The sequence below is a fragment of the Niveispirillum cyanobacteriorum genome, assembly GCF_002868735.1.
Classification (GTDB): domain Bacteria; phylum Pseudomonadota; class Alphaproteobacteria; order Azospirillales; family Azospirillaceae; genus Niveispirillum; species Niveispirillum cyanobacteriorum.
Genome location: NZ_CP025611.1, coordinates 2,219,976 through 2,243,387, shown reverse-complemented (window position 1 = coordinate 2,243,387; position 23,412 = coordinate 2,219,976). Strand labels below are relative to the sequence as shown.

At 65.7% G+C, this 23,412-nt stretch carries 22 protein-coding genes; 12 read left to right on the top strand and 10 right to left on the bottom strand.

Annotation, left to right across the window (positions count from 1 at the left end; translation table 11 throughout):
- Positions 1 to 40 precede the first annotated feature (40 nt).
- From phoU to C0V82_RS10350, 3 genes are all read left to right on the top strand, one after another.
- Positions 41 to 772, top strand: coding sequence for a phosphate signaling complex protein PhoU (gene phoU, locus C0V82_RS10360; RefSeq protein WP_245924060.1), 732 nt, complete (start codon positions 41 to 43; stop codon positions 770 to 772).
- A gap of 103 nt (positions 773 to 875) precedes the next feature.
- Entirely contained in the window at positions 876 to 1,361 is a 486-nt protein-coding gene (locus tag C0V82_RS10355) for a PAS domain-containing protein (RefSeq protein ID WP_102112273.1), read from the top strand.
- A gap of 62 nt (positions 1,362 to 1,423) precedes the next feature.
- The gene (locus C0V82_RS10350; RefSeq protein WP_102112272.1) at positions 1,424 to 2,194 is read left to right on the top strand and encodes a hypothetical protein; all 771 of its coding nucleotides are present in this window, start codon (positions 1,424 to 1,426) and stop codon (positions 2,192 to 2,194) included.
- A 25-nt stretch (positions 2,195 to 2,219) separates the two neighbouring features.
- On the opposite strand, the gene C0V82_RS10345 is transcribed toward C0V82_RS10350, so the two are convergent.
- The 5 genes from C0V82_RS10345 to C0V82_RS10325 all read right to left on the bottom strand — a co-directional run bounded on the left by C0V82_RS10345 (position 2,220) and on the right by C0V82_RS10325 (position 8,491).
- Positions 2,220 to 3,542: an MFS transporter gene (locus tag C0V82_RS10345; RefSeq protein ID WP_102112271.1), complete on the bottom strand. Its 1,323-nt coding sequence runs from the start codon at positions 3,540 to 3,542 to the stop codon at positions 2,220 to 2,222.
- 4 nt (positions 3,543 to 3,546) lie between these two features.
- Positions 3,547 to 3,951 carry a tellurite resistance TerB family protein gene (locus tag C0V82_RS10340; RefSeq protein ID WP_054166967.1) on the bottom strand — a complete coding sequence of 135 codons (405 nt, stop codon included), beginning with the start codon at positions 3,949 to 3,951 and terminating at the stop codon, positions 3,547 to 3,549.
- A gap of 138 nt (positions 3,952 to 4,089) precedes the next feature.
- Positions 4,090 to 6,627, bottom strand: a complete 2,538-nt coding sequence (locus C0V82_RS10335; RefSeq protein WP_158659856.1) for an ATP-binding protein — start codon at positions 6,625 to 6,627, stop codon at positions 4,090 to 4,092.
- 129 nt (positions 6,628 to 6,756) lie between these two features.
- Positions 6,757 to 7,146, bottom strand: a complete 390-nt coding sequence (irrA, locus tag C0V82_RS10330; protein WP_245924059.1) for an iron response transcriptional regulator IrrA — start codon at positions 7,144 to 7,146, stop codon at positions 6,757 to 6,759.
- A gap of 160 nt (positions 7,147 to 7,306) precedes the next feature.
- Positions 7,307 to 8,491 (bottom strand): hypothetical protein, encoded by a 1,185-nt coding sequence (locus tag C0V82_RS10325; RefSeq protein ID WP_158659855.1) that lies wholly within the window; start codon positions 8,489 to 8,491, stop codon positions 7,307 to 7,309.
- Between the two features lie 122 nt (positions 8,492 to 8,613).
- Between C0V82_RS10325 and C0V82_RS10320 the strand changes: the two genes are divergently transcribed.
- Positions 8,614 to 9,228, top strand: coding sequence for an alpha-ketoglutarate-dependent dioxygenase AlkB family protein (locus C0V82_RS10320; protein ID WP_102112267.1), 615 nt, complete (start codon positions 8,614 to 8,616; stop codon positions 9,226 to 9,228).
- Positions 9,229 to 9,241: 13 nt separating this feature from the next.
- Here C0V82_RS10320 and C0V82_RS10315 read toward each other — a convergent pair whose 3' ends face one another.
- Positions 9,242 to 10,468: a head GIN domain-containing protein gene (locus tag C0V82_RS10315; protein ID WP_102112266.1), complete on the bottom strand. Its 1,227-nt coding sequence runs from the start codon at positions 10,466 to 10,468 to the stop codon at positions 9,242 to 9,244.
- 255 nt (positions 10,469 to 10,723) lie between these two features.
- On the opposite strand from C0V82_RS10315, the gene C0V82_RS10310 reads away from it, so the two are divergent.
- A complete protein-coding gene (locus C0V82_RS10310) occupies positions 10,724 to 11,098 on the top strand; it encodes a ribbon-helix-helix domain-containing protein (protein ID WP_245924058.1) in 375 nt (124 codons plus the stop codon).
- Here C0V82_RS10310 and C0V82_RS10305 read toward each other — a convergent pair.
- Complete coding sequence (locus C0V82_RS10305; protein WP_102112265.1) at positions 11,095 to 11,655, bottom strand: AAA family ATPase; 561 nt, start codon at positions 11,653 to 11,655, stop codon at positions 11,095 to 11,097. The genes C0V82_RS10310 and C0V82_RS10305 overlap by 4 nt on opposite strands.
- Positions 11,656 to 11,764: 109 nt before the next feature.
- On the opposite strand from C0V82_RS10305, the gene C0V82_RS10300 reads away from it, so the two are divergent.
- From C0V82_RS10300 to C0V82_RS10275, 6 genes are all read left to right on the top strand, one after another.
- Complete coding sequence (locus tag C0V82_RS10300) at positions 11,765 to 12,658, top strand: ABC transporter substrate-binding protein (protein ID WP_245924223.1); 894 nt, start codon at positions 11,765 to 11,767, stop codon at positions 12,656 to 12,658.
- Positions 12,655 to 13,641, top strand: a complete 987-nt coding sequence (locus tag C0V82_RS10295; RefSeq protein ID WP_102112263.1) for a FecCD family ABC transporter permease — start codon at positions 12,655 to 12,657, stop codon at positions 13,639 to 13,641. The genes C0V82_RS10300 and C0V82_RS10295 overlap by 4 nt, the downstream gene beginning before the upstream one ends.
- Before the next feature lie 55 nt (positions 13,642 to 13,696).
- Positions 13,697 to 14,575: an N-carbamoylputrescine amidase gene (gene aguB / locus C0V82_RS10290; protein WP_102113363.1), complete on the top strand. Its 879-nt coding sequence runs from the start codon at positions 13,697 to 13,699 to the stop codon at positions 14,573 to 14,575.
- Between the two features lie 58 nt (positions 14,576 to 14,633).
- Positions 14,634 to 17,579 carry an SLBB domain-containing protein gene (locus tag C0V82_RS27780; protein WP_102112262.1) on the top strand — a complete coding sequence of 982 codons (2,946 nt, stop codon included), beginning with the start codon at positions 14,634 to 14,636 and terminating at the stop codon, positions 17,577 to 17,579.
- Positions 17,495 to 18,352, top strand: a complete 858-nt coding sequence (locus C0V82_RS10280) for a glycosyltransferase (protein ID WP_102112261.1) — start codon at positions 17,495 to 17,497, stop codon at positions 18,350 to 18,352. The genes C0V82_RS27780 and C0V82_RS10280 overlap by 85 nt, the downstream gene beginning before the upstream one ends.
- Positions 18,353 to 18,548: 196 nt before the next feature.
- On the top strand, positions 18,549 to 19,022 hold the full coding sequence (locus C0V82_RS10275) for a helix-turn-helix domain-containing protein (protein ID WP_102112260.1): 474 nt from the start codon (positions 18,549 to 18,551) through the stop codon (positions 19,020 to 19,022).
- On the opposite strand, the gene C0V82_RS10270 is transcribed toward C0V82_RS10275, so the two are convergent.
- From C0V82_RS10270 to C0V82_RS10260, 3 genes are read right to left on the bottom strand one after another with little or no spacing between them, the layout of a single operon-like run.
- A complete protein-coding gene (locus tag C0V82_RS10270) occupies positions 18,929 to 19,921 on the bottom strand; it encodes a glycosyltransferase family 2 protein (protein WP_245924057.1) in 993 nt (330 codons plus the stop codon). The genes C0V82_RS10275 and C0V82_RS10270 overlap by 94 nt on opposite strands.
- Positions 19,921 to 20,856, bottom strand: coding sequence for a hypothetical protein (locus C0V82_RS10265; protein WP_102112259.1), 936 nt, complete (start codon positions 20,854 to 20,856; stop codon positions 19,921 to 19,923). Before C0V82_RS10265 ends, C0V82_RS10270 begins: the two co-directional genes overlap by 1 nt.
- Before the next feature lie 40 nt (positions 20,857 to 20,896).
- Positions 20,897 to 22,117, bottom strand: coding sequence for a hypothetical protein (locus tag C0V82_RS10260; RefSeq protein WP_158659853.1), 1,221 nt, complete (start codon positions 22,115 to 22,117; stop codon positions 20,897 to 20,899).
- A gap of 93 nt (positions 22,118 to 22,210) precedes the next feature.
- Here C0V82_RS10260 and C0V82_RS10255 point away from each other — a divergent pair, with 93 nt between their 5' ends.
- The gene (locus tag C0V82_RS10255) at positions 22,211 to 23,344 is read left to right on the top strand and encodes a succinylglutamate desuccinylase/aspartoacylase family protein (RefSeq protein WP_158659852.1); all 1,134 of its coding nucleotides are present in this window, start codon (positions 22,211 to 22,213) and stop codon (positions 23,342 to 23,344) included.
- The last annotated feature ends 68 nt before the right edge of the window (positions 23,345 to 23,412 follow it).

The window sequence follows — 23,412 nt, the reverse complement described above, 5'->3', positions numbered from 1 at the left end:
CTTGACAATTCATGCAATCGCCATTGCCGGAGCCAGTCCCGTGGACGGAAAAGCCAGCATCATCCCCACCCGGCACATCGTGTCCGCCTTCGACGAACAGCTCGACATCCTGCACGATCTGGTGCGGCAGATGGGTGTGCTGGCGGAGCGGCAGATCACGGATGCCGTGGCGGCTATGACCGACCGCGATACCGATCTGGCCAGCCAAGTCATGGCCAAGGACGCCGATCTGGACGAACTGGAGCGCAAGGTGGAGGCGCAGACCGTCCGTCTGCTGGCCCTGCGTCATCCCAAGGCCAACGACCTGCGCGATGTCATCGGCGCCCTGCGTGTCGCCAATAATCTGGAGCGAATCGGCGATTTCGCGGCCAATGTCGCCAAGCGCTCCTTCGTGTTGCAGTCGCAGCCGGAAGTCTCGCTGGCCCGGTCCATGCTGCCCATCGGTCGCGCCGTGGCCGATATGCTGGCCGCTGTCATGAAGGCCTATGACGAGGATGACGCCGAAACCGCGCTGGCCGTCCGCCGGCGGGATGAAGAGGTGGACCGCGCCTATACATCGCTGTTCCGCGAACTGCTGACCTATATGATGGAAAGCCCGGCCCGCATCACGGCCTGCACCCATCTGCTGTTTGCGGCCAAGAACCTGGAACGGATTGGCGACCATGCCACCAATATCGCGGAGACCCTGTGCTTCCGCGTGCAGGGCCAGCCTCTGGATCAGGACCGGCCCAAGGGCGACGGTACTGCCGAAATGACGGTAATGCCGGACTGATACCAGACTTCACGCCTAGACCACTTGCCGACTTGGCAAAGTGGGGGTTGCGCCCCAATCTCAATCCAGGCGCTGGGGCCGCGATCGGGAAGTCGGTGGCCGAATGAGTGATGCTTTCATCCTGGAGCCGGTGGCGGATCGCGCGGCACTGCGCCATCCCTGCCTGCGCCTGCTGTTCGATGCCTGGCTGGCGGCGACGCTGCCGGGGCAGAACCTGCCCTGCATTGATGATCTGCTGCCCCCCGCACAAGCCGTAGCCGCAGATCATCTCTGGTGGCTGGAACGGGTGCCGGGTGGCGGCCCGTCGGACTTTATCGGTCGTGGTTTCGGTCGGCAGACCGTTGCCAATTACGGCATTGACCCGACAGGCCGTCATATCAACGATTATGCGCGTCAGCCGGTGTTCGGTCGCATCCTGCGCGTCTTGACCACGGTCACGGCGGCACAGCAGCCCCACCGTTTCGCAGCCGATCAATCGGTGATGTCCAATGGTGCCCTGCATGACGTGGAGGCGCTGGCCTTGCCGGTTGCCGGGCCGGACGGTGCCTTCTGGGGCGTGCTGGGCGCCACGCGGGCACGGGAGCTTTAACCCCTGGCACGGCGGTTGCTTCTCTGCTCGGCAAAGCCACCGCTTCAGCCGGACGAACCATCATGAACCGCACCGCCGCCCCCCGCCGCCGCCTTGCCGCCAAAAGCCTTGCTTCCGTGATGGCCATGGCGCTTTGCCTGGGTCTGGCGGGGTGCTCCGCCCGGCCCATGGCGGTTTCCATTCCGATGAAGCCGCAGCCCGTGCTGCAATCGGCAGGGCAGTGGCAGGTGGTGGCGGATGATGTGGCCTCGGCAATTTCCGCCCATCTGGAATTTCAGATGGGCAGGAAGGTGCCGGTGCAGGTCTATATGATGCGCCGCGACGATACCTTATTTGCCGATGCTTTCCTGTCGGCGGTGACCACCCGGCTGGTCCAGCAGGGGCATCTGGTCTCCGTCGATGCCCGTCCCGATGTGGTGGCGGTGGGGATTGATGTGCTGACCGTGAAAAGCAGCGGTCCGCGCATGGCCGCCGATCCGTTCCCTGGTCCGCTGACCCTGCTGGCGGCGGGTGTGGGGCTGGCGTCGCATCTGACGGGCGGCGATCTGGCCAAGTTCCCGTGGGGCATCTCGGCGGGTGTCGCCGCCGTCGGGCTGGAGGCGCTGAAATCCAAGCCCATGGAAACCGATACCGAAATGGTCCTGACCGTGTCGGTGGCGCGCGAAGGCTATTACACCTTCCGCACCAGCGCCGTTTACTACGTGAACAGCGAGGATCTCTGGCATTACAATGGTGAGCCGGGTCTAGGCGGGCGGCGCAGCGTGAACCTGAATTCGGTGCCTCAAGGTGCCGTGATGTATGACATCGCCGGCAAGCCCTATGTGGTGAAATAAGCGGGGGTGATCGCGTGCAGCGGGGTTACCGACGCTCCTTCACCGTCAGCAGCAGGCCCAGACCCAGCAGGAACAGGACGATCACCGTCGCCATGCCCGCACGTTGCGTGCCCATGGCGGTAACGGCCACGCCATAGGCCAGCGGACCCAGCACACCCACGGCACGGCCCGTCAGGGCATAGATGCCGAAGAATTCCGTCTCCAGCCCTGGCGGGGAGATGCGGGCCATCATGGAGCGGGCGGCGGCCTGTGCCGGGCCGAAAAACACGCCCAGCCCCATGCCCAGCAGCAGCAGCCATTGCTGATCCGGGGTGAAATCCAGCGGCATGGACAAGGGCGGGGCCCACGCCCACGCGCCAGTGCCGATCAGCACCATCGAGGTTCCGGTGATGATCAGGCCGATCAGGCTGATGATCAAAGTCGGCTTGGCCCCGATCCGGTCATCGGCCCAGGCAAAGCCGATAGCGCCGAGGCCGGCGGCCACGTTCAGGGCGATGGCGAACAGGATCAACTGCGCCTCCACCATGCCGAAGACGATGCCGGCATAGATGCCGCCAAAGGCCGTGATGGTATTGATCCCGTCGCGCCACAGGGCGCTGGCGATCAGGAAGCGCAGCGTGTTGGCATGCTGCGGCATGGAGCGGATGGTGGTCAGCAGGCTGGACCAGCCTTCGCGGACCGCCCGCAGCGCCGTCATACCGGCTTCCGGCACCCGGTCGGGCACCAGCAGGAATAAGGGTAGGGCAAACAGTCCGTACCAGATGGCGACCAGGACGGAGGTGGCGCGCACCGGTTCAGCCTCTTCCTTGCTGATCAGGCCGAACAGGGGTGAGTCGGCTTGCAGCAGCAGGACCAGGCACAGCACCAGACAGACCAGCCCGCCCAAATAGCCGACACCCCAGCCCCAGCCGGACACGCGGCCCAGATGGCTGCGCGGCGTGATGACGGGCAGCAGGGCGTTGTAGAAGACGTTCGACAGCTCAAAGGCCGTACTGGCAATGCCCACCAGCAGCAGGGCCGGCAGCGCATAGGAAGGATCGGGCCGGATCAGCCAGAGCAGGGCCGATCCCCCCACGGCGACGACGGTACAGACGGCCAGCCAGGGTTTGATCCGTCCGCCCCGGTCGGCAATAGCCCCTAGAACGGGGGAGAGCAGGGCGATGACCAGCCCCGACAGGCCCAGCATAAACGCCCAGTCGGCCGAACCCTCATCAGGGTTCGCGGCCACGCCCTTGGTGAAATAGACCGAAAAGACGAAGGTGCCGATGACGGTGTTGAAGGCCGACATGGCCCAGTCATACAGGCACCAGCCCGCGATGGCGGGGGGGCGCAGGCTTCTGTCTTCCATGGTCTCAGGCGACCGTGTAACGGGCGCGGGCCCCGCGTTCCAGGGCGGCGGCCGTCAGCCGGTCCACATCCAGCCCATGGCGCAGCATCTCCAGCAGGCGTAGTTCCTCCTGGCTGGCGGTGCGGTCAGCGGCCACGATCTCACAGGCCAGCATATAGGCGGTTTCCCGCAGCGATTTGGGCAGTGACCGCTTGATCATGGCGATAGCGGCATCCAGCCCGTCGGGATCGCCTAGGATGTCGGTGCATTCCTGCGCCACCTGCGGCAGCTTGTGCGGGTCGAAATCGGCAAAGACCGGCAGGAAGCGGATATTCTCGCCCATGGCATGCAGTTCCGCGTCAGTCATGTCGCCATCCGACGCCGAGGTCAGCACCATGGCAAAAATCAGGGCGCGGTGATGGTCGATCATCCTGTTCTCCTGTCGGATAAAGCACGCGTGCCGTCAGTAGGGTCAAAGCGGATCAGCGCGTCAAGCGGCACGGGGTGGTACGCCATCGGTCAGTGCGGACCCGGCCTTAAGCATGGATTGCCAGCAGCCTATCGTCCTTCACCGCATCGGCAGGGGGAAGGGCAGGCCGGCACTTTCGGTCCAGACGATGCGGGATGGCGGCAGGGTCAGGGTGACCACCGTCCCCTCCCCGAACACGCTTTCGATGGACAGCCGCCCGCCATGCAACTCCGCCAGCCCCTTGGACAGGGTCAGGCCCAGGCCTGTGCCGGGGTTGGAGCGGGCATAGACATTATCGACCTGATGGAATGGCACGAAGACCTTGGACAGGTCCTCCGGCCTGATGCCGATACCGGTATCGCTGACCGCCACGGCCACCCCGCGTGAGGGATCGACGCTGGCCGTCAGTTTCACCGTGCCGCCAGGGGAGGTGAACTTGATGGCGTTCGACATCAGGTTCAGGATGATCTGCTTGAACTTCACATCGTCGACCAGGATGGGCGGCATGCCGTCCGCCACCTCCACCACCAGGTTCAGGCGGCGTTCCATGGCGCGTGCCCGCACGATGCGCTCGCACCCCCGCACCAGTTCCTCCATGCCGCAGATGCGCTCGCGCAGTTCCACCCGGCCCGCCTCCATCTTGGACACGTCCAGGATGTCGTTGATCAGGTTCAGCAGGTGGCGGCCTGACGCAATGATGTCGCCGGCATAGGCAACGGAACTGGCATTCTGGCCATTCTTGTCATTGGTCTTCATCTCGCTTTCCAGCACCTCGGCAAAGCCGATGATGGCGTTGAGCGGGGTACGCAGCTCATGGCTCATATTGGCCAGGAATTCGGACTTGGTGCGGCTGCCTAGTTCGGCCTGTGCCTTGGCATGTTCAAGCTGTTCGGCGGCCCGCCGGCTGGTGATGGCCAATGCCGCCAGCTGCACCGCGCGCCGGGCCCGCTCCATCTCCCAGTCATGGGGTTCGCGCGCCGCCTCGCCATAGATGGCGAAGGCGCCCAGCGGTTCGCCATCGCCCGACAGGATGGGCAGCGACCAGCAGGATTGCAGCCCTTCGGCCAGGACCACATCCTTGTACAGGTGCCAGCGCGGATCATGGGCGACATCGGTGACGATGACCGGTGCCCGGCGATAAAGGGCGGAACCGCAGGACCCGACCTCCGGCCCGATGGCCACACCTTCATAGACCTCCCGCATGCGCGCGGGAAAACTGGGGGCGGCGGCCACCGTGATATGCATCCCGTCTTCACGCAGCAGCAGGATGGTGCAGCGGGCCCCGTCCAGCTGTTCCTCAATCCCCCGGCAGAGTGCCTCCAGCACCTCGCCCAGCGGTGCGCCAGCGGCGGCCATTTCTAGGATGGAGCGTTCGACGGTCAGCAGCCGCTCCATGCGGCCCCGCTCCCGGTTCTCCTTGCGCAGCTGCCGGGCATTCTCCTTGAAGACGCGGACGGCGGCCATCATGGCCCCAACCTCCACGCCCACACCCTTGATCTCCGGCAGGGCCACAGCATGGTCACCGCCGGCCAGGGCGCGCATGGCCTCCGTCATCTGCTGAATAGGCCGCAGCACGCGGTTGCGCACCATCCAGGCGGCGAAGATCAGCGCCACCATGGAGATCAGCAGCTCGAACGCATCCACCCATAATTTCTGGCGGGCCAGAAGCCTGTTCTGTTCCGTCGCCATGGCGGCGACGCCGACGGCGGCCCCTACCAGATCGCTCGCAGCATTCAGCAGGCTGGTGCCGTTGCGCAGCAGTTCCGGCATGCGGCCCCGCGCCTCCCCCCGGCTGGCGGCGTCCAGGATGGCGGCGCGCAGCGGCAGGTAGCGCTGAAAGAACGCCGCCTCCATCTGACGCAGGGCTGCCTGCGTCGCCTCCGGGAACATGGTGGGGTCACCGACATCCCGAACCAGTTGCCAGACCTGTTCCACCTGCGCCAGGGAGATGCTGGCCGCCTGCAGGTCGGGCGGGTTATTGGCGCCGGCGATGCGGTAGATCTGTCCCATGTCATTGCCGAGCTGGGATCGCAGGCGGATCGTTTCCCGCGTCAGCATTTCCGCTGCCGCCGCTTCTCCACCCAGCGACAGGGCGGGCTTATTGATCTCCCGCAGCAGGGTCAGCAGCGCCGTCAGATAGGATCGGGAGGCATCGCGCCATTCCGCGATCATCAGGGTGTTGTCGGTGGGGCTGGGGCCCGCCGCCTCCAGTGAGCGGCCATCCTGCAGGCGCGTCAGCAGCGCCTCCATTCCCTCCCGCAACTCCCGTACCCGGGACAGGGCCACCCGCAGCGACCCCACATCCTCCGACAGCGAGCTTTCGGTCCCGATCCGGTCCAGCCGATCCAATGCTGCCAGGGCGGCGCGGTCGGTTTCGTTGCGATGGCGGTCGATCTGTGGACGCAGGGCGGCTTCGGGTGCATTCTGCGTCCGGGCTGCCTCCAGCACCAGATTGATCATGCCGGCTTCGATGCCGTGGTCGCGGGCCGCCACCAGCAGGTCGCGGCTGACCTGCTTCATGTTGGCGATGTCAGCCGCCTGCCGGTATGCCCGCCAGCCCGCCTGCATGTCGATGGCCGTTCCGGCAAGCTGGACGCCGGCCACAAGGGCCAGGCCGCCCATCAATACTCTGCGCATGGAGCCCCCCGCCACCCCGGCGCGTACGCGCCGGCTGGGCTTCGAGATGATAGGGGCAGTCTACGTTCGCGCGGGCAGCGTCGCAATATTCGCGATGGCCTGCCTAGAAGATTGAAAATGACAGTGAATTCAATCCGCGTCCCGCAGGCGGATAATCACGTCCACGCGCGCCACCTGCGTGCCGTCGGGCAGGCAGGGAAGGTCGGGCAGCACCAGCTTGGTACAGCAGATGTCCTGCAAGCGGCGGCTATTCTCATGAAAGAAATGGTGATGGTCGTCGATATTGGTATCGAACCAGGTGCTGCCGGCCTCCACCACCACCTCGCGCAGCAGCCCCGCATCGCGGAACTGGTTCAGGGTGTTGTAGACGGTGGCCAGTGACACCTTCACCCCCGTCGCCACGGCTTCGGCATGCAATTGCTCAGCGGTGACATGGCGATTACCGCACCGGAACAGCAGCCTGGCCAGATCGACCCGCTGGCGCGTGGGGCGCAGGCCGGCACTGCACAGGCGGCTCATGATCCGGCAGGGTTCACCAGAGACGGTGTTGTGGTTGGGCAGGCTGTCGGGCATTGCGGGGGGCGGCGCAGTCGGTTGGGGGAAACGACAGCCGACATGTGGGGTAGGATCACCCGGTTTGACAAGGGGCTATGACGAAGATCACAGCTGCGCGGAATTTCTATGCCCGACCAATGGGCCCGCCCTCGTCCCCGCCATCCTCTTCCTCATCATCCTCGTCGATATCGAGGTCGTCATCATCATCGAGGCTGTCGAGAAGATCGTCGTCATCCAGCAGGTCGGCGAGGCTGAACCCGTCCGACAACTCGTCTTCCTCGTCATGGATTTCCGTGCTGTCGGTGATGCCGACCACGGCCCGGCGGATTTCCTGCTCCAGCATGGCCAGGGTCGTGCGCTCCAGGTCACCCCCGCGGGAGGATTGCGGGAAGGCGAAGCTGAACAGGGCCACGGTGGTCTTGCCCTCCAGTGCCGCCCCACGCATCCACAGGAAGAAGCGCAACTGCTCGCCATCCTCCTCCCCGTCGGTGACGAACCTTGCCATCACCTCGCCGTCGGGCATCCATTCTACCGACCCTTCGCCCACGCGCCCGTCGGGACCGTCGGCGAACTGTTCGGCGGTCTGGCGCAGGACGGCGCGAGCCAGGATTTCCCCGTCATCGCCCGTATGGTCGAACTGATGCATGGCGACACGCAGGGTGCCGGCCCCGTCCATTTCGCGGTGGAACAGGGTCAGGTCACCCTCTTGCAGGGTCTGCCAGTCCCAGGGTAGGCGGAAGCGGACACTGTCGCTATGCCAGACATTGCGCATGGTCACGCGCTGTACGGGCCCCTGGATGGGGCCGGGATGGAACTTGATACGCGCCGCCTCTTCCCCCAACCGGTCGATCAGGTCAGACAGTTCGGGGTCGGCGGCGCTGTCGCCGGGCACCAGCAGTTGCAGGGTGACGACGCGGACATGGTCGGGCGGTTGGAAATCCGCCACCTTCCAGACGAAAATCTGCCGGTCGGGCGGCTGGGCCACGGCGTAGGCGATCCAATGCCGTTCATCGGCATCGTCAGGGCCGTCGCCCGTCTCCATCGAGGGCAGGATGCCGCGCGGCAGTACATTCTCTCGGTCCAGATACTGGATCGCCTCTTCCGCCCGCACGCCATAGGGGTTGCGGTAGGTGACGATGGAGATCAGGAGATCGACCGGGTGGGGTCCTGGTGACTGAAATGCCAGCCCGCCATCGTCACGCGACAGACGCTGCCAGCTTGACGGAACCCGCAAGCTGACTAGACCACCGCGCAAGGCGACGGGGTTCCAGTCGGCACTATGCTCGCTATCGAAGGTTTCGTCTCTCATAAGGGGGAATCTAGGCGCGTTGGGCCGCTGAGTCTATGATTGGCGCGTGACACTGTCATGTCCGTACGCATTTTTGAGGCTGCGCGACCCGCGCGACACGCAGGGCAAGGGGGATAAGGGGCATGACGACCATGGCGGAAGGGTTTCGGATACTGCCTGGATATCTGGATCGTGATGGGCAGAAGTCCATTCTGTCCCTGGTCGATACCATCGCGCAGCAGGCCCCCTTCACCCGCTATATCATGCCGCGTACGGGCCGTCCCTTCTCCATCGACATGACCAATGCCGGCAGCCAGGGCTGGATCGCCGACCGGCAGAGCTACCGCTATTCCCCTGTCCATCCGGTCACGGGACGGCCGTGGCCCGCGATCCCCGATGCGCTGCTGGCCTTGTGGCGCGATCTGACGGGCTATGGTCATGATCCGGAATGCTGCCTGATCAACCATTATCAGGGGGATGGCGCGAAGCTTTCGCTGCACCGGGATGAGGATGAGGAGGCGAAGGACGCCCCGATCCTGAACATCTCCCTGGGCGATACCGGGATTTTCCGTTTGGGCGGCCCGGCACGCAGCGACCCGACCCGGTCATTCCCGGTAGAAAGCGGGACGGTCATGATCTTCGCTGGCCCGTCACGCCTCTATTACCACGGCGTGGACCGGCTGCGCGTCGGGTCCTCCCGCCTGCTGCCGCAGGGCGGGCGGCTGAACCTGACCTTGCGGCGGGTGACGGTGCCTTAACTGCCGGTCTCTCTTAGCGCGACAATTCCACCTTGCCGGGACCGACATGGTAGACCTTCGGCGTACCGCTGTGCCCGGCCAGGCTGACGCGGCCGGGGCCGGTCATTAGGACGCGGGGGTCCTTCGCCTTGCCGTTGAAATCAACGGTGCCCGGACCGGTGACGCCGATGGCCATGCTGTCCACTTGTCCTCCGCCGATGGTCAGGGTGCCGGGGCCGGGGATGGCGGCACCCAGGCTGCCCGCCAGCATGCCGACCTTGATGTCGCCGGGGCCCGGCATGGAGACGGACAGGCCCTCCGACACGGTGCCCAGCTTCACGGCGCCATTGCCGTTCACTTCCAGGGCGGCGGTGCCGACATTGCCCATACGCACTTCGCCATCGCCAGACAACTGCACACCGGCCAGCCCCTTCACGTCGCCCACCGACACGGTTCCTGACTGCGTGATGCGGACCCGCGCCGACTCCAGCGCCCCCAGCTTCATCTCGCCATTGGCCAGTTCCAGCCGGGCGGGGGCCCCCAAATCGCCATCCACCGTCAGGTCACCTGTGAAATTGTTGACGAGCAGCGGCGTACCGCGAGGGACCGACAGTTCCAGGGTAACGTCAGGCTGGCTCTGCGGTCCCGGCCCGGTGATCCACAGCACCCCGTCATCGATGGAAAGGTTGTAACGCTTGCGACTGTTCTCCAGCGTGAACAGCACGCCATCGGCGGCGTCCCCCACTACCTTGATTCGCACCGATCCCATCACCCCGGCCAGCCGCACGCCGGACGGCGCCTCGGCCATGGCTGTGATACGGTTGGTGCCATCATCGGCGGTGGTGCGGTCCAGATAGCGGATATCGCCATCGCGACGGCCCTTGTTCCGGTCGGCCTTGGCGGTCGCGGCCTTGGCGGCGGCGTCGATCTGTTCGGAAACCGACCGGGTGATGGCGCCCATATCGACGGCCCGCCCATCGCCCATCTCCATCCGTTTGGCCCGCTCCGCCATCCGTTCGGCCACGCGGTCCTGCGCCCGCTCTGTGACGCGATCATCCACATGCACGCGGACGCCGCCATCGCCCAGCGACATCTCGATCTTGTGGCCCAGCTTGGCCAACTGGTCGCCCGACCCCACCGGATCTCCTGCCACCAGCGCCCAGCCCACCGTACCTGCCAGCACCACGATGGCGGCAACACCGCCCAACGGCACACCAGGCTTCAGGCGGGGGCGGGAGGACAGGGGCTGATAGGCGGGCATGGGCGGACCTCAAGAACACGGAAGGGCAGCGATCTGATGTGCCCATCATAGCGTCTGTGCCGTCCCTGTCTTCCGCCGTTTCCCACCTGCAACAAATTTGGTGCCGCCTGTTACAAATGGCGCGGGTGCTGAAAAGAGCGGGGTTGCAGGACTGCGTTGTCATAATACCTTCGACAACCCATTGTGTCCTACAAGTGGGTTCAATATGTTCCATGCAACTGATGACCTAATTGAACAATAGGACAGCCGGTTCCCATGGCCGCCAAGCGTCGTCCCCCCACCAATCCCGAAGATACAGCGCCCGAATCCATGCGGGCGGTGTGTCGCAATGTCGTTGTGGCGGGGAAACGCACGAGTATCCGAATGGAACCGCTGCTGTGGGACAGTCTGGCCGATATCAGCCGGCGCGAGGGGCAGTCGCTGAACGACATTGTCACCATGATCGACGGGCGTCGGGGCGACAGCGCCCTGACGGCGGCGCTGCGCATTTTTATCCTGTCCTATTTCCGTACGGCGTCCGACGCACCGGCGAACCTGCCCGGCCTGGCGGAAGAACAGACCCCGTTCGGCACCACCGCCGACTATTCCCGCGTCTTCCGCAAGGCGCTGGAGATCTTTGACGAGGCTTAACGACAGACGCGGTCTCGGATCAGCATGGCCAGCATCTCTGTCCCGGCCATCGGGCTGGCATGCAGCAGCCGGTCTGGCGCAACGTAAAGCCGGCACAGCCCCTCCAGCACCGTCTGAAAATGCAGTTGCATCCAGGGGTTGGTAGACCGCACGCCGTCCGCCGCAACGGGCCGCACGCCCCAAGGCAGCAGCACCACCAGATCATAATCGGCCATGCCGCAGACGGCGCGGGCCAGCAGCGCCTCCGTTGCCGCCGGATCATCCACGGCAAAGCCATTCACCAGCCAGAAGGACGCCATGTCCAGCGGCGTGCGGTCGGTGACCAGACCGTCCTGTGCCCGTGCCAGATCTAGGGCCAGATCGTCGGCGTCACCCGCGATCATGCGGCGATGGCCGTCACGCGACAGGGCATGGGGATCAAACCCGGCCATCAGCCGGTCGCGCATCGCCTCCCGCCGCACGGGCAGGTGCAGCAGGTCGGATACAGCCTCGACTAGGCTGGTTTTGCCTGTGCCGGCACTGCCGGTGATCCCGATGCGTGGCCGCCGTTCCATCATCGACGCCTCCCCCCGCCTTGCCCGTTCCGTCGCAACCGCACTATGCACTATAAAGTCGCGCCCGCCGGTTCATCGGCGGTCCGGGTCCAAGGATAGCATCGTGCCAACCATGCCCGCCGCCAATCCCCGCGAAAGGCGGGGGTCCACCGGCCTTTCCGTCTTCGGTCTGCTCTGTGTCGCCATAATGGCGGCCCTGTCGCCGATTGCGGCGAAAGCGGGGCCGGCGCGGGTGGTGTCGCTGAACCTCTGCACCGATCAGCTTGTGCTGGCGCTTTTGCCGCCCGAACGGATCGCCGCCCTGTCCTTCCTGGCTTCCGATCCCGGCCTTTCGGCCCTGTCGGATCAGGTGGGCTCTATCCCGCTGGTACAGGGCATGGCCGAGGAGGTGCTGCCCCTGAAACCCGATCTGGTGCTGGTCGGGACCTATACGACGCGCCCCACCGTGGCTCTGCTGCGCGCGCGCGGCGTGACGGTGATGGAGGTGGGGCTGGTCAATGATTTCGACGGTATCCGGGCGCAGATCCGTACCATCGCCGCCGCCCTTGACGTGGCCGCGAAGGGAGAGGAACTGATTGCCCGCATGGATGCCACCCTGGCGGCGGCAGTGCCTGCAGCGGACGATACACACCGGCCGCGCGTGCTGTCGCTGGCCCCTGGTGCCTTTACGGCGGGGGCGGGCACCCTCTCCGATGCGGTCATGCGGGCCGCCGGCCTGACAAACTATGCCGCCGACAAGGGCCTGACCGGCTATGGCTATCTGCCGGTCGAAACGGTAGCCGCCGATCCGCCCGACCTTCTGATCGCCAATACTGATGAAAAGGGCCATCCCTCCCTGAATGGGCAGATGCTGGCCCATCCTGCTCTATCGCGCGCTGTGCCTCCCGCTGCCCGCCCGACTGTGCCGGGCAAGCTATGGACCTGCGGCGGGCCCTTTACCGCTGATGCCGTGGCCTTGCTGGCTGCCGCCCGCAAACGGCTGCTTTCAACCCGGGTGTCACCATGATCCGTGCCATACCCTCACTACTGTGTGCTGCTCTCCTCCTGTTCTTCGCGGCCTCGCTGGCCGTGGGGCCGGCAGCGGTGTCGCTGCCGCTGGCCATCCGCGACTGGTGGGCGGGTGGGGATGGGACGGCGGCGGTGATCTTCGCCGATATCCGGCTGCCGCGCGCCTTGCTAGGGGCCGGCATCGGTGCTGTCCTGGGTCTGTCGGGGGCAGCGTTGCAGGGCCTGCTGCGCAACCCGCTGGCTGAACCTGGTGTGATCGGCGTGTCGGCCAGCGCGGGTTTGGGAGCCGTTATCGCTTTCTATTCGGGTGCCAGTCTGGTCTTTCCGCTGGCCCTGCCCATGGGAGGGATGGCGGGCGCTTTGATTGCTGTCACCCTGCTCTATCTGCTGGCCGGGCGGCAGGCATCGGTTCTGACCCTGATCCTGGCCGGGGTGGCCATATCCAGTCTGGCGGGGGCGCTCACCTCACTCGCCCTGTCGCTGTCGCCCAACCCGTTTGCCCTGACGGAGATCGTGTTCTGGATGCTGGGGTCGCTGGCCGACCGTTCTATGAACCATGTGGCCGTGGCGGCACCCTTCATGGGACTGGGTGCCATTCTGCTGCTGCTGTCGGGTCGGGGGCTGGATGCCCTGTCGCTGGGAGAGGGGACGGCGCAATCCATGGGCTTTAACCCGCGCCGCACCGGCATCCTGGTCATTCTGGGCACGGCTCTGGCGGTTGGTGCCGCGGTCGCCGTTGCCGGCGCCATCGGCTTCATCGGCCTTATCGTGCCGCATCTCCTGCGCCCCCTGGCCGGCGCGCAGCCTTCGCGCCTGCTGCCTTTGTCGGCGCTGGGCGGGGCGGCACTGCTGCTAGCGGCGGATACGGCTCTGCGTCTGGGCGGACCGGGGCCGGAACTGAAACTGGGGGTCGTCACGGCCCTGCTGGGGGCACCGTTCTTCCTGGCGCTGGTGCTGAAGACGCGTACAAGGGTCATGTGACCGGCGGGTGAAACTTGGCTATGCTGGTACCAACCGCACCGGAAGGATGGACAAGATGCGCAAGATAAGTGTCGCCGCCACACAGTTCGCGTGCAGTTGGGACCGCGACGCCAACATCGCCAAGGCAGAGGAACTCATCCGCAAAGCCCATGGACAGGGTGCCCAGATCATCCTGATCCAGGAACTGTTCGAGGCCCCCTATTTCTGTCAGGACCAGAAGCCGGAATATTTCGAACTGGCGGCTCCCGTCGAGAATAACCGCCTGATCCAGCATTTCCAGGCACTGGCGAAGGAATTGTCGGTCGTGCTGCCGTTGTCCTTCTTTGAGAAGGCGAACACCGCCCATTACAATTCCCTGGTCACCATTGATGCTGATGGCTCGATCCTGGGGCTTTATCGGAAAAGCCATATCCCCGATGGTCCGGGCTATCAGGAAAAGTTCTATTTCAGCCCCGGTGACACGGGCTTCCAGACCTATCAGACGCGTTATGCCCGCATCGGCACGGCCATCTGCTGGGACCAATGGTTCCCGGAGGCCGCGCGCGTAATGGCGTTGCAGGGCGCGGAACTGCTGTTCTACCCTACCGCCATCGGGTCGGAACCGCAGGATGATACGCTGGACAGTCGCGACCATTGGCAGCGCGTGATGCAGGGGCATTCGGGCGCTAACCTGATGCCCGTCATCGCCAGCAATCGCATCGGGAAAGAGACGTTCGAGACCGGCAGCATCACCTTCTACGGCTCCTCCTTCATCACCGATTGCAAGGGCGCGAAGCTGGTGGAGGCGGACCGGACATCGGAAGCAGTGCTGGTTCAGGATTTCGACCTGGACGCCATCGCCCGCATCCGTGCCGGCTGGGGTGTGTTCCGTGACCGTCGACCGTCGCTCTACGCCCCCATCATGTCGCTGGATGGCAGCCTGCGCCACGGCTGAGCTATTTTCATCGTCTGAATATATGTGTAAACAATGAGTCCTACAGCCTTTAGGACTCATGACCATTCTTCGCCATATCACTGCGCTGCTTGTGCTGCTGTTTTTCCCCGTCGGCGCGGTATGGGCCGCCCCGGCGGAAACGGTGCCTGGACGCGTGGAGGCACTGTACAGCCAGCGCGCGGGTGAAATGTTGCGTCTGTTCGGGCGGGACCTGTTCGCGGGTCCCCCGCCAGATGATGGCCCCGCCCTGGGGTCGGTGGGCGATGATTACCGGCTGGGCCCTGGCGACGAACTCTCGGTCCTGCTGCGCGGGCAGGTGTCACGCAGCAGCCGTCATCGCATCGGCGCCGATGGAATGCTGCTGATCCAGGATTTGCGCCCCATCGCGGCGGCGGGGCAGACGCTGGGGGCCGTGAAGGCGGAACTGGACGCTGCGGTGGCGGCCACCCATGTGCAGACCCAGGCCTTCCTGTCGGTCCTGTCCCTGCGCCGTGTCGGCGTGCTGGTCCTGGGACAGGTGGCGCGACCGGGGCGGCAGTCATTGTCCGCCTATGCCACGGCGCTTGATGCGCTGATGGCGGCGGGCGGGGTGCTGCCTGATGGGTCGCTGCGTGCCATCCGCCTGCTGCGGCCAGGGGCTGAGGCCGTGACCGTCGATCTTTATGACCTGCTGGTCAGCGGGGAGGGGGCGGCGGCGGACCTGCTGGTCGATGGGGCTCGGCTGGTGGTGCCGCCCCTGGGGCCGACGGTGGCCATTGCCGGATCGGTGAAACGCCCTGGCATCTATGAACTGCCGCCCGGTCGCAGTGCTGTCACAGGACCGGACGACACATCCGACCTTCTGATGCTGGCCGGCGGTGCGCTCCGTCCGGGCCGTGACCGTTCCACCCTGTTGCGTCAGGGGCCGGAAGGGACGGAACGCCCGCAACCGGTCAGCAGTACCGACCCGCTGCGCCTGCGTGATGGCGACCTGTTGCTGCATATGCCCGACGGTGGGGCACGGGCCGGCAGCGTCACCCTGTCGGGGGCCGTGGCGGAACCGGGGGAACGGACGCTGACCGATGGCATGCGTCTGGCCGATCTGGTGGACCGCGCCATGCTGCCACCCGACGCCTATCTGCCGCTGACGGTTCTGCTGCGCCGGACGGGCGCCGGCGGTCCCCCGCATATGCAGGCGCTGGATTTGTCCGCCCTGCTGTCGGGGCGGGAGGGGGAAATGGCGCGTGACGGTGACCGGTTGGTGGTGCTGTCAGCTGCGGATGTCGCCTTCCTGCGGGGGCGATCCGTCCTATCGCTGCTGTCGGGGCAGGCGCCGGACCCGGCCGATCTGTCGGTCTGTGCCGGTCTGGCCGCCCTTGCCGCCGCCCTGTCGGCTGATCCCGAGGGGGTGTTGGCCGCAGGCCCCCTGGCCCAGGCTGCCAGAGGGGTGGACGGGCCGCCGCTGCCATGCCCGCGTTTGTTTCAGGCCGATGGCGACCTTGTGCCCTTCCTTCTGCGCCAATCGGTCTTCATGCGGCGCGGCAGCCTGCGCCCCGGCCCGTACCCGGTTGCCGGCCCCACGTCGCTGGCCAGCCTTGCCCCATTGTCAGGCGGTAATCATGACGGCAAGGCCAAGGCCAGTCCGGGACAGGTGGCCGATCCCGATGGCGATGGCGTGCTGCTGTCCGGTCCGGTGCGCCAGCCCGGCTTGCGCTCCGTCGGTGGGGAGGAGGGGTTGAGCCTGCGCACTCTGCTGTCCGGCCCCGGTGCGCCGCTACCCGATGCCTATGCCTTGGTCGCGCTGCTTGAGCGTACCGACCCCGTCGGTGCCGGGCGTCGTCCCAGCCTTTTCGCCCCGGCGGATGTGGTGGAGGGACGGTTTGACCTGCGTCTGCGCGATGGCGACCGCGTCACCCTGTTCCTGCGGGACGAGGTGATGCGTCCGGCATCGGCACCCACCGAACCGGATGTGCCCGACCCGTTGTCCCCCGACATTCGGACCCTGTTGTCGGAGCGGGCCGTGGCTCTGCGCGGCGGGGTGATGATGCCCGGGGAATATCCCGTGGCGGGACCGGTGCCCCTGTCGCTGCTGCTGCGCACTGGCGGCGGTCTGAAACCGGAAGGCGATGCGGAGCGGCTGGAACTGCTGCCGCCACCTGTCCCGCCGCGCGGGCGCGATGATGGGGACACGTTGGGCGCCATGCCCCGCACCCTGACCGGTGGGGCCACGGCCAGCACCCTGATCCCCCCGGGGGCCGCCATCCGTGTCGGCCTTAAACAGCGACCGCAGGAACGGCGCGGCATCCTGCTGGCGGGTGAGGTGGCAGAACCCGGCACCTATGATCTGGCACCGGGAGAGACGCTGTCCATGCTGCTGGACCGGGCCGGTGGCCTGACAGAGGACGCGTATCCCGCCGGTATCATCTTCACCCGTGAAAGCGCGCGGTTGGCCGAAGAGGAGGGGTTGCGCCGCACCGCTCGGGAACTGGACCGGCAGTTGGGCCAGATGCTGGGCGGCAAGAACCCGCCCGACCCGGCCCGTGTCGAACTGGCCCGCCAACTGGCCGCTGACCTGCGCAACACCAATGCACTTGGCCGCATCACGGTGGAGGCCAATCCCGCCGTGCTGGGCGACCGTCCCGAACTGGACATGCCGCTGCAGCCGGGCGACCGTATCCATATCCCCCGCCGCCCCCTGACGGTGACGGTGTCGGGAGAGGTGCTGGCCCCCGCCTCCCTGCTGTTTGATCCGGACAAGAAGCCAGAAGATTATCTGCGCGAAGCCGGTGGACTGACCCGGTTCGCCGATGATGGTCGCATCTTCATCATCCATCCCAACGGGGCTGCGGAACCGCTGGAAAGCGGCTGGCTGACCCATCAGGTGCCGACATTGACACCCGGTTCCATGATCGTGGTTCCACGCGATGCTGAGCCGTTTGAATGGCTGCCGCTGACCCAGAGCATCACGACGATCCTGAGCCAGATCGCTTTCAGCGCCGCCGCCATCGCGGCCATCAGCAACTGATGGGCGTCCCGCTGCTGTCCATCATCACGGTGGTCCGCGACGATCCGGCGGGCCTTGCAGCTACCCGTGACAGTCTGGCCGCCCAGGTCTGGCAGGGGTTTGAATGGCTGGTCGCCGATGGCGGCTCCTGCCCCGCCACGCTGGCGGTGCTGAACACGCCCGGCCCCATACCGCACTGGTTGGATAGTCGGCCCGATGGCGGGCCGTTTGCCGGCATGGACCGGGCCATGGCGGTGGCGCGGGGGGATTACCTGCTGTTCTTGAACGCCGGTGACAGTTTGGCGGACGACCATGTCCTTGCCGATCTTCGTTCCCACCTGACCGCCTGTCCCGACATGCTGTACGGCGACAGTCTGGAGGACCCGGGCGATGGGGTGGTGCGTGTGAAGCCGTCGCGGCACTGGCGCTGGGCCTTCTACGGCATGCCTGCCCACCATTGCGCCATTCTTTACCACCGGATCCTGGTGGCAGACCTCCTGATGGACCAGGGCTACCGCATTGCGGGCGACTATGCTTTTACCCTGGCCGCCCTGCGCCGCGCGGCTTCCGTCATCCGCTTGCCCCGTGTCATCGCCCGCTTCGCCCCCGGTGGTCTCTCGCGCCGCTATGCGGCGCTGGGCCGAGCCGAGCAGTTCCGCATTCGCCGCACCGTTCTTGGTGTTTGCGCTACCGTTGCCTGCACCATATGGCTGCTACAAATTGTCGCATCCGTCATCCGTGGTATATCCCCAAGTGGGTATGCCTTCTGGCGATTTCGGGGGCCTGCCGGCTGAGAGTTAATGAGATTGAACTTGTTAACGTCGCATTTACATAGCAAAATCAATAGTTAAGCGTTTCCTTATTGAATACCACCATTAACCATTGAGTCTCTCAATGGTCACAGCCCACTACAACCGTCCGTATTGGAGCGGGGGCTCTAGACCTCTATATGTAGCGAAAGACCGCTATCCGGTGCGAAGGAGTCCCGAAATGCTTGAAAAGAGAAACCCGTCAAAGTCGGGCCTGGCACAGGCCTATTCCCTGTCCAAGCGCGGCGAAGGCCCCAATCCCATCGATATCCATGTCGGTCAGCGGCTGCGACTGCGCCGCACCTTGCTGGGTCTCAGCCAGGAAACCCTGGGTGAGGCGGTGGGCATCACTTTCCAGCAGTTGCAAAAGTATGAGCGCGGGGCCAACCGCATCAGCGCCAGCCGACTGTTCAACCTGTCGCAGGTTCTGGGTGTGCCCGTGACCTTCTTCTTCGACGATCTGCCGGCCTCGGAATCCACCCTGGTTCCTGATGAGCCCAGCGAGACGCAGGAGTTCGAGAGCATGGCCCGGCGTGAGACGCTGGAACTGGTCCGTGCCTATTACCGTATCCCGGAAGATGCCGTACGCCGCCGCACGTTCGAACTGGTGAAGACGCTGGCCGGTGACGGCGACGACAGCGCCAAGGCCGGCTGATCAGCCGGGTCCGCTCCCAACGCCCCGGATAGATCAGGCTGGCTGGCCGCGTCCCGCGCGGCCAGCCAGTCGCGTTTCAGGTCAATGGACCAGTAATAGAACAGGCGCGACAGGGCATGGTGCAGACCGGGCTTGCCGTCCAGAAACCCCAGATGCCAGACATAGGCGTGCAGGAAGGCCAGCCAGGGCCGCCCCGGCACCCGCGCCAGCAGTCGTTTGGCCAGACGCCGCCATCCCCGTTCGCCAGCCAGAAGGGCAGACACCGCTCCGCCACCATGCCCCAGTTCCGCCTCCCAGTCCGAATAGCGGTTATGCCGATCGAACCAGTCTGCGGGCGGCTTCTGATCGGCGTGGATCATGAAGTTATGCAGGCGACCGACCGGTCCATCCACCATCGGCTGGTAATGTCCCTCCACCTCCCACATGCGGGTTACATGCAGGTCGGGACAGACCGGAAAGCGCGTACGCCGCCGGTCCATCAAGGCGATTTTGCGATAGGGTGTCCCATGTCGCAGAACCCGACCCAGCCATAGGGGCCGGCTGTCGATGAAATAGGCCGCCGCCTCTGGTCCCCGCCGCATCAGATCCCCGATCTCCGCAACCAGTTGGGGAGTAACCCGTTCATCCGCGTCAATGAATAGCACCCAGTCATGGCGTGTGCTGGCATGGCTCAGTGACCATTGTTTCTTTTTCGGATACACGCCGTTCCAGCGAAACTGCACCAGATCCGCCCCGTTGGCGGCGGCGATTACGGCGGTCGAGTCGGTGCTGTGGCTATCCACAACAAGTACCTGCGCGAATCGGGACAGGAGCGAGAGGCACAAGCCGATATTGGCCGCCTCGTTTCGGGTCATGATGATGACGGTCACGGGGATGGCGGGCATATCCATTGTTTCCATCAAAGCCCCCGCCGGTAACCATGTCGTGCTGCCACCACGAACAGGCCCAGCCCCAGCCCGGCCAGCGCACCTGCCGGGATCAACGGCACCGGGTTGGGCCAGTCGGCCAGGGCGGCAGCGGCGGGCGGCTCCAGAAGGTCGGCGGCATAAGGTAGGCCGACTTCCAGCATCATCAGCATCTCTTCCTGTTCCGTTACCATGCCCGACAGAAGACGGGAGCGGTCCAGATTGGCGATCCCGGACAGGCGTCCGTTCACATGCGTCATCTCGGCCCGCAGCCGTCGTTCCGCCTCCGCCCGCAGATGCGCCTCCGTGGCGGCGTGCAGGCGGGTCAGCAACAGCAAGGCAAAGTCCCGCTCCTCATGCCGATAGACCAGCCGCCGTAACGGACCACCGCTGACGGATTCGATGGCGAGGTATTTCTTGAGATGGCGCGAGAGGTCCACCGCATCGGGCGGGGACCAGACCGCATGCCCGGCCAGCCAGCGCAGGCCCCGCACCAACATGGAACCCGGCCCCGTGGCTGGACGCCAGCGGCCTGCTTCCGCGTCCCAGGCATCCTCGAACAGGCGGTGCATCAGTTCCTGATCCCGGACCAGACGTTCGGCGACAGGCACGGAGGTCAGTAGCGCCAGATAGCGGGAGAAGTCACCGACCAGTTCCTCAGCCGATCCCTGTTCGGCGATACCGCGCCCGGCGGCGGGCGACAGGGCGGGCGCGCGGGGCCCCATGGCGGCCGGACCGCTGCGCCCCGTTGGTCCCACGATCAGGCTGGCCGTATAGCGGGGGGTAACCAGATGCAGGGCCATGACGGTGAGCGTCAGCCCCGCACAGGTGCACAGAAGCAGGTGCCGCCACTGTGCCGCCAGCGCGTGCAGCATGTCCCCCATGGCGGAGGATGGCATGTTCAGCCGGCTGGCGACGCTGTCGGGCATCGGTCAATGCCTGCACTTGTGTTCATCTATCGCGAGAATGTCAGATATCGCTTCTCCCGTAAAGGCTGGCGTTGGATCGACCGGCAACCAGAGAGAGGAGAATGGAGAAGCAGAGATACTTGAAACTAGTGTGCAGGAAAGCGCCCAGTAGCAGCGATGGTGCTACAGCCAGAAGCAGCATGGGCATATCGCGCGCCGCGCGCGCGGCCATCCCCGCCAACAGTCCCGCCAGAACCACCACCAGCGCCAGCCCCGTCGCCCCCAGCTTCAAAAGGAAGTAGCTGGCGGCGCTGTGGGTGTAGGACACACGCCACCAGCCCACTGCCGGGTTGGCGACCAGGGCACCCCAGCCATCCCCGATCAGGAAGGCCAGCGGGTCGCGCCCAACCTGATCCAGGACGGCCACGAATTCATCGACGCGGTTGTTCAGACCCACACTTTCCGTCTTGTCGGCCAGAAGTTCCGCCACGCCGGCCACCCGCGGGCCGACAAACGCCAGCAGCAGCAAGGCCAGCAGGGAGGTAGCAACGAACCAGAACGGACGCCGCCATAGGCGAATGCCCATCCCGGTTCCCAGCGCCAGCAAGGACAGGCCAAGCCCCGCCCGGTGCAGGGTTGCCGCCAGGGCCAGCAGGCAGCACAGGCTGCCCAATGCGGCGAGTGCTGCCTGCACCTGTTCCACCCACCGCCGGGGCCGGGCCAGGAACCAGCCCGTGGCGCGCAGGCCCAACCAGACGGCGGCGAACGGCACCAGTGCGCTGTTCAGCAGGTAATAGCGCCCCTCCCCTAGTGGAGAGGTGCCCAGGGAGGACAGGGCCATGCCGGCATCCCACCACCAGCGTAGGGTGAAGATCACCCCGGCCAGGGCGACGATATCGGCCAGCCTGTCGGCCCGATCCGCCGGAAGTCGTCCCAGGCGTGGGGCCAGCAGCAGCGGCAGGGCGAGGAACAGCGTGGGCACGATGTCGCGCATCATGTCCGTCAGGCCCCAGCCGTTCCACAGGCCACGGACCAGTCCCTGCCATAATAGCCAGACCAGGATGGCCGATCCTGCCGCCATCACCGCCGGTCCGCGTGCCAGCATCTGTCCTGAGAAGAACCGCCAAGGGGTATCAATCCCCGCCATGCAGGCGATCCCCGCAAAGACCACCAATTCCTGCGGACGGATGCCCGGTGGGGCCGGGGCGGAGGCAGCACCATAGGCCAGGATGGATAGGGCGAAGGCCCATAGCCGCCAATCCACCTTGCTCCCTACCCGCATCACGCGATCCTGCATCCGGTCTTGCACCAAACCCATCATGCCACGGCAATGGCGCTGGACAAGGGGGGGCAGGCGGGATCAAAAATCACGCCCATGACACACCAGACCGATATCATCACCCTGCCTCATGGCCGCCCCGGCACCACCCGGCGCCTAACCATCCACCGGTTCGGGTCCTGCAGCGGTCCCAAGGCCTATATCCAGGCCGGCCTGCATGCCGGCGAATTGCCGGGAATGGTCGTGGCCCGCCATCTGCTGGATCATCTGATCCGTCTGAATGCAGAAGGCAGGATAAAGGGGCAGGTGGTGCTGGTGCCCATGGCCAATCCCATCGGGCTGGATCAGGTGCTTCTGGGCGGCCATGTCGGTCGCTTTGATCTGGCCAGCGGGGTGAATTTCAACCGTTCCTTCGCCGATCTGGGCGATACGGTTGCCGATGCTCTACGGCCCGGCGATCTGGGCCCGGATGCCGACGCCAACCGCCGTCTGCTTCAGCGGGCGCTGGCCAAGGCTGCCGCGTCGTTGCAGCCCCGGACAGAAGCAGATGCCCTGCGCAAGCTGCTGCTGTCACATGCCGTCGATGCCGATTACGTGCTCGACCTGCATTGCGACAGCGAGGCGGTGATGCATCTCTACACCACGCCTGCTTGTTGGCCCCTGGGCGTGGCGGATCTGGCGGCGCGGCTGGATGCCAGGGCGGTGTTCCTGGCCGACCGGTCGGGTGGGGAACCGTTTGACGAGGTCTGTTCCACCCCCTGGGACCGGCTGCGCGCCCATTATGGCAGGCCGGACACGCCCATCCCCGTTGGCTGTTCCGCCGTGACCGTGGAATTGCGGGGGGAGGCGGATGTGGATGACGGGCTGGCCGCCGCCGATGCCGCCGCCCTGATCGACCATCTCTGCTGGCGCGGGATCATTGATGCTCCGGCCCCCGCCATGCCCGACCTGTCGGATCTGGCCACACCGCTGGCCGGGGTGGACCGGGTCCGTGCGCCGGTGGGCGGTATCGCCCTTTACCATGTCAGCCTGGGGGACCGGGTGCAGGCCGGTGATCACGTCGCCACCGTCCTGGACCCCGCCAGCGGTGAACGCCATCCCTGCCGTGCCACCTCCGACGGGCTGGTCTGGTCGCGGACCCAGTGCCGCTATGCCGGGCCGAACGACATTTTGCTCTGCATTGCGGGGCGGCAGGTGCTTGTGACCTCCGGTCCCCTGCTGACGGCGTAACTTTGTTGCCTGCGAATTCGCGGCCACGCCATGACGTGGCGTGCCGCCTCACGGGCTTGGAAAAGCCG

Bases quoted from the DNA above. Each gene is read 5' to 3' on its own strand.
- C0V82_RS10355 (WP_102112273.1), top strand. From the start codon at position 876: ATGAGTGATGCTTTCATCCTGGAGCCGGTGGCGGATCGCGCGGCACTG.
- C0V82_RS10350 (WP_102112272.1), top strand. From the start codon at position 1,424: ATGAACCGCACCGCCGCCCCCCGCCGCCGCCTTGCCGCCAAAAGCCTT.
- C0V82_RS10345 (WP_102112271.1), bottom strand. From the start codon at position 3,542: ATGGAAGACAGAAGCCTGCGCCCCCCCGCCATCGCGGGCTGGTGCCTG.
- C0V82_RS10340 (WP_054166967.1), bottom strand. From the start codon at position 3,951: ATGATCGACCATCACCGCGCCCTGATTTTTGCCATGGTGCTGACCTCG.
- C0V82_RS10335 (WP_158659856.1), bottom strand. From the start codon at position 6,627: ATGCGCAGAGTATTGATGGGCGGCCTGGCCCTTGTGGCCGGCGTCCAG.
- irrA (WP_245924059.1), bottom strand. From the start codon at position 7,146: ATGAGCCGCCTGTGCAGTGCCGGCCTGCGCCCCACGCGCCAGCGGGTC.
- C0V82_RS10325 (WP_158659855.1), bottom strand. From the start codon at position 8,491: ATGAGAGACGAAACCTTCGATAGCGAGCATAGTGCCGACTGGAACCCC.
- C0V82_RS10320 (WP_102112267.1), top strand. From the start codon at position 8,614: ATGACGACCATGGCGGAAGGGTTTCGGATACTGCCTGGATATCTGGAT.
- C0V82_RS10315 (WP_102112266.1), bottom strand. From the start codon at position 10,468: ATGCCCGCCTATCAGCCCCTGTCCTCCCGCCCCCGCCTGAAGCCTGGT.
- C0V82_RS10310 (WP_245924058.1), top strand. From the start codon at position 10,724: ATGGCCGCCAAGCGTCGTCCCCCCACCAATCCCGAAGATACAGCGCCC.
- C0V82_RS10305 (WP_102112265.1), bottom strand. From the start codon at position 11,655: ATGATGGAACGGCGGCCACGCATCGGGATCACCGGCAGTGCCGGCACA.
- C0V82_RS10300 (WP_245924223.1), top strand. From the start codon at position 11,765: ATGCCCGCCGCCAATCCCCGCGAAAGGCGGGGGTCCACCGGCCTTTCC.
- C0V82_RS10295 (WP_102112263.1), top strand. From the start codon at position 12,655: ATGATCCGTGCCATACCCTCACTACTGTGTGCTGCTCTCCTCCTGTTC.
- aguB (WP_102113363.1), top strand. From the start codon at position 13,697: ATGCGCAAGATAAGTGTCGCCGCCACACAGTTCGCGTGCAGTTGGGAC.
- C0V82_RS27780 (WP_102112262.1), top strand. From the start codon at position 14,634: ATGACCATTCTTCGCCATATCACTGCGCTGCTTGTGCTGCTGTTTTTC.
- C0V82_RS10280 (WP_102112261.1), top strand. From the start codon at position 17,495: ATGGCTGCCGCTGACCCAGAGCATCACGACGATCCTGAGCCAGATCGC.
- C0V82_RS10275 (WP_102112260.1), top strand. From the start codon at position 18,549: ATGCTTGAAAAGAGAAACCCGTCAAAGTCGGGCCTGGCACAGGCCTAT.
- C0V82_RS10270 (WP_245924057.1), bottom strand. From the start codon at position 19,921: ATGGAAACAATGGATATGCCCGCCATCCCCGTGACCGTCATCATCATG.
- C0V82_RS10265 (WP_102112259.1), bottom strand. From the start codon at position 20,856: ATGCCCGACAGCGTCGCCAGCCGGCTGAACATGCCATCCTCCGCCATG.
- C0V82_RS10260 (WP_158659853.1), bottom strand. From the start codon at position 22,117: ATGCGGGTAGGGAGCAAGGTGGATTGGCGGCTATGGGCCTTCGCCCTA.
- C0V82_RS10255 (WP_158659852.1), top strand. From the start codon at position 22,211: ATGACACACCAGACCGATATCATCACCCTGCCTCATGGCCGCCCCGGC.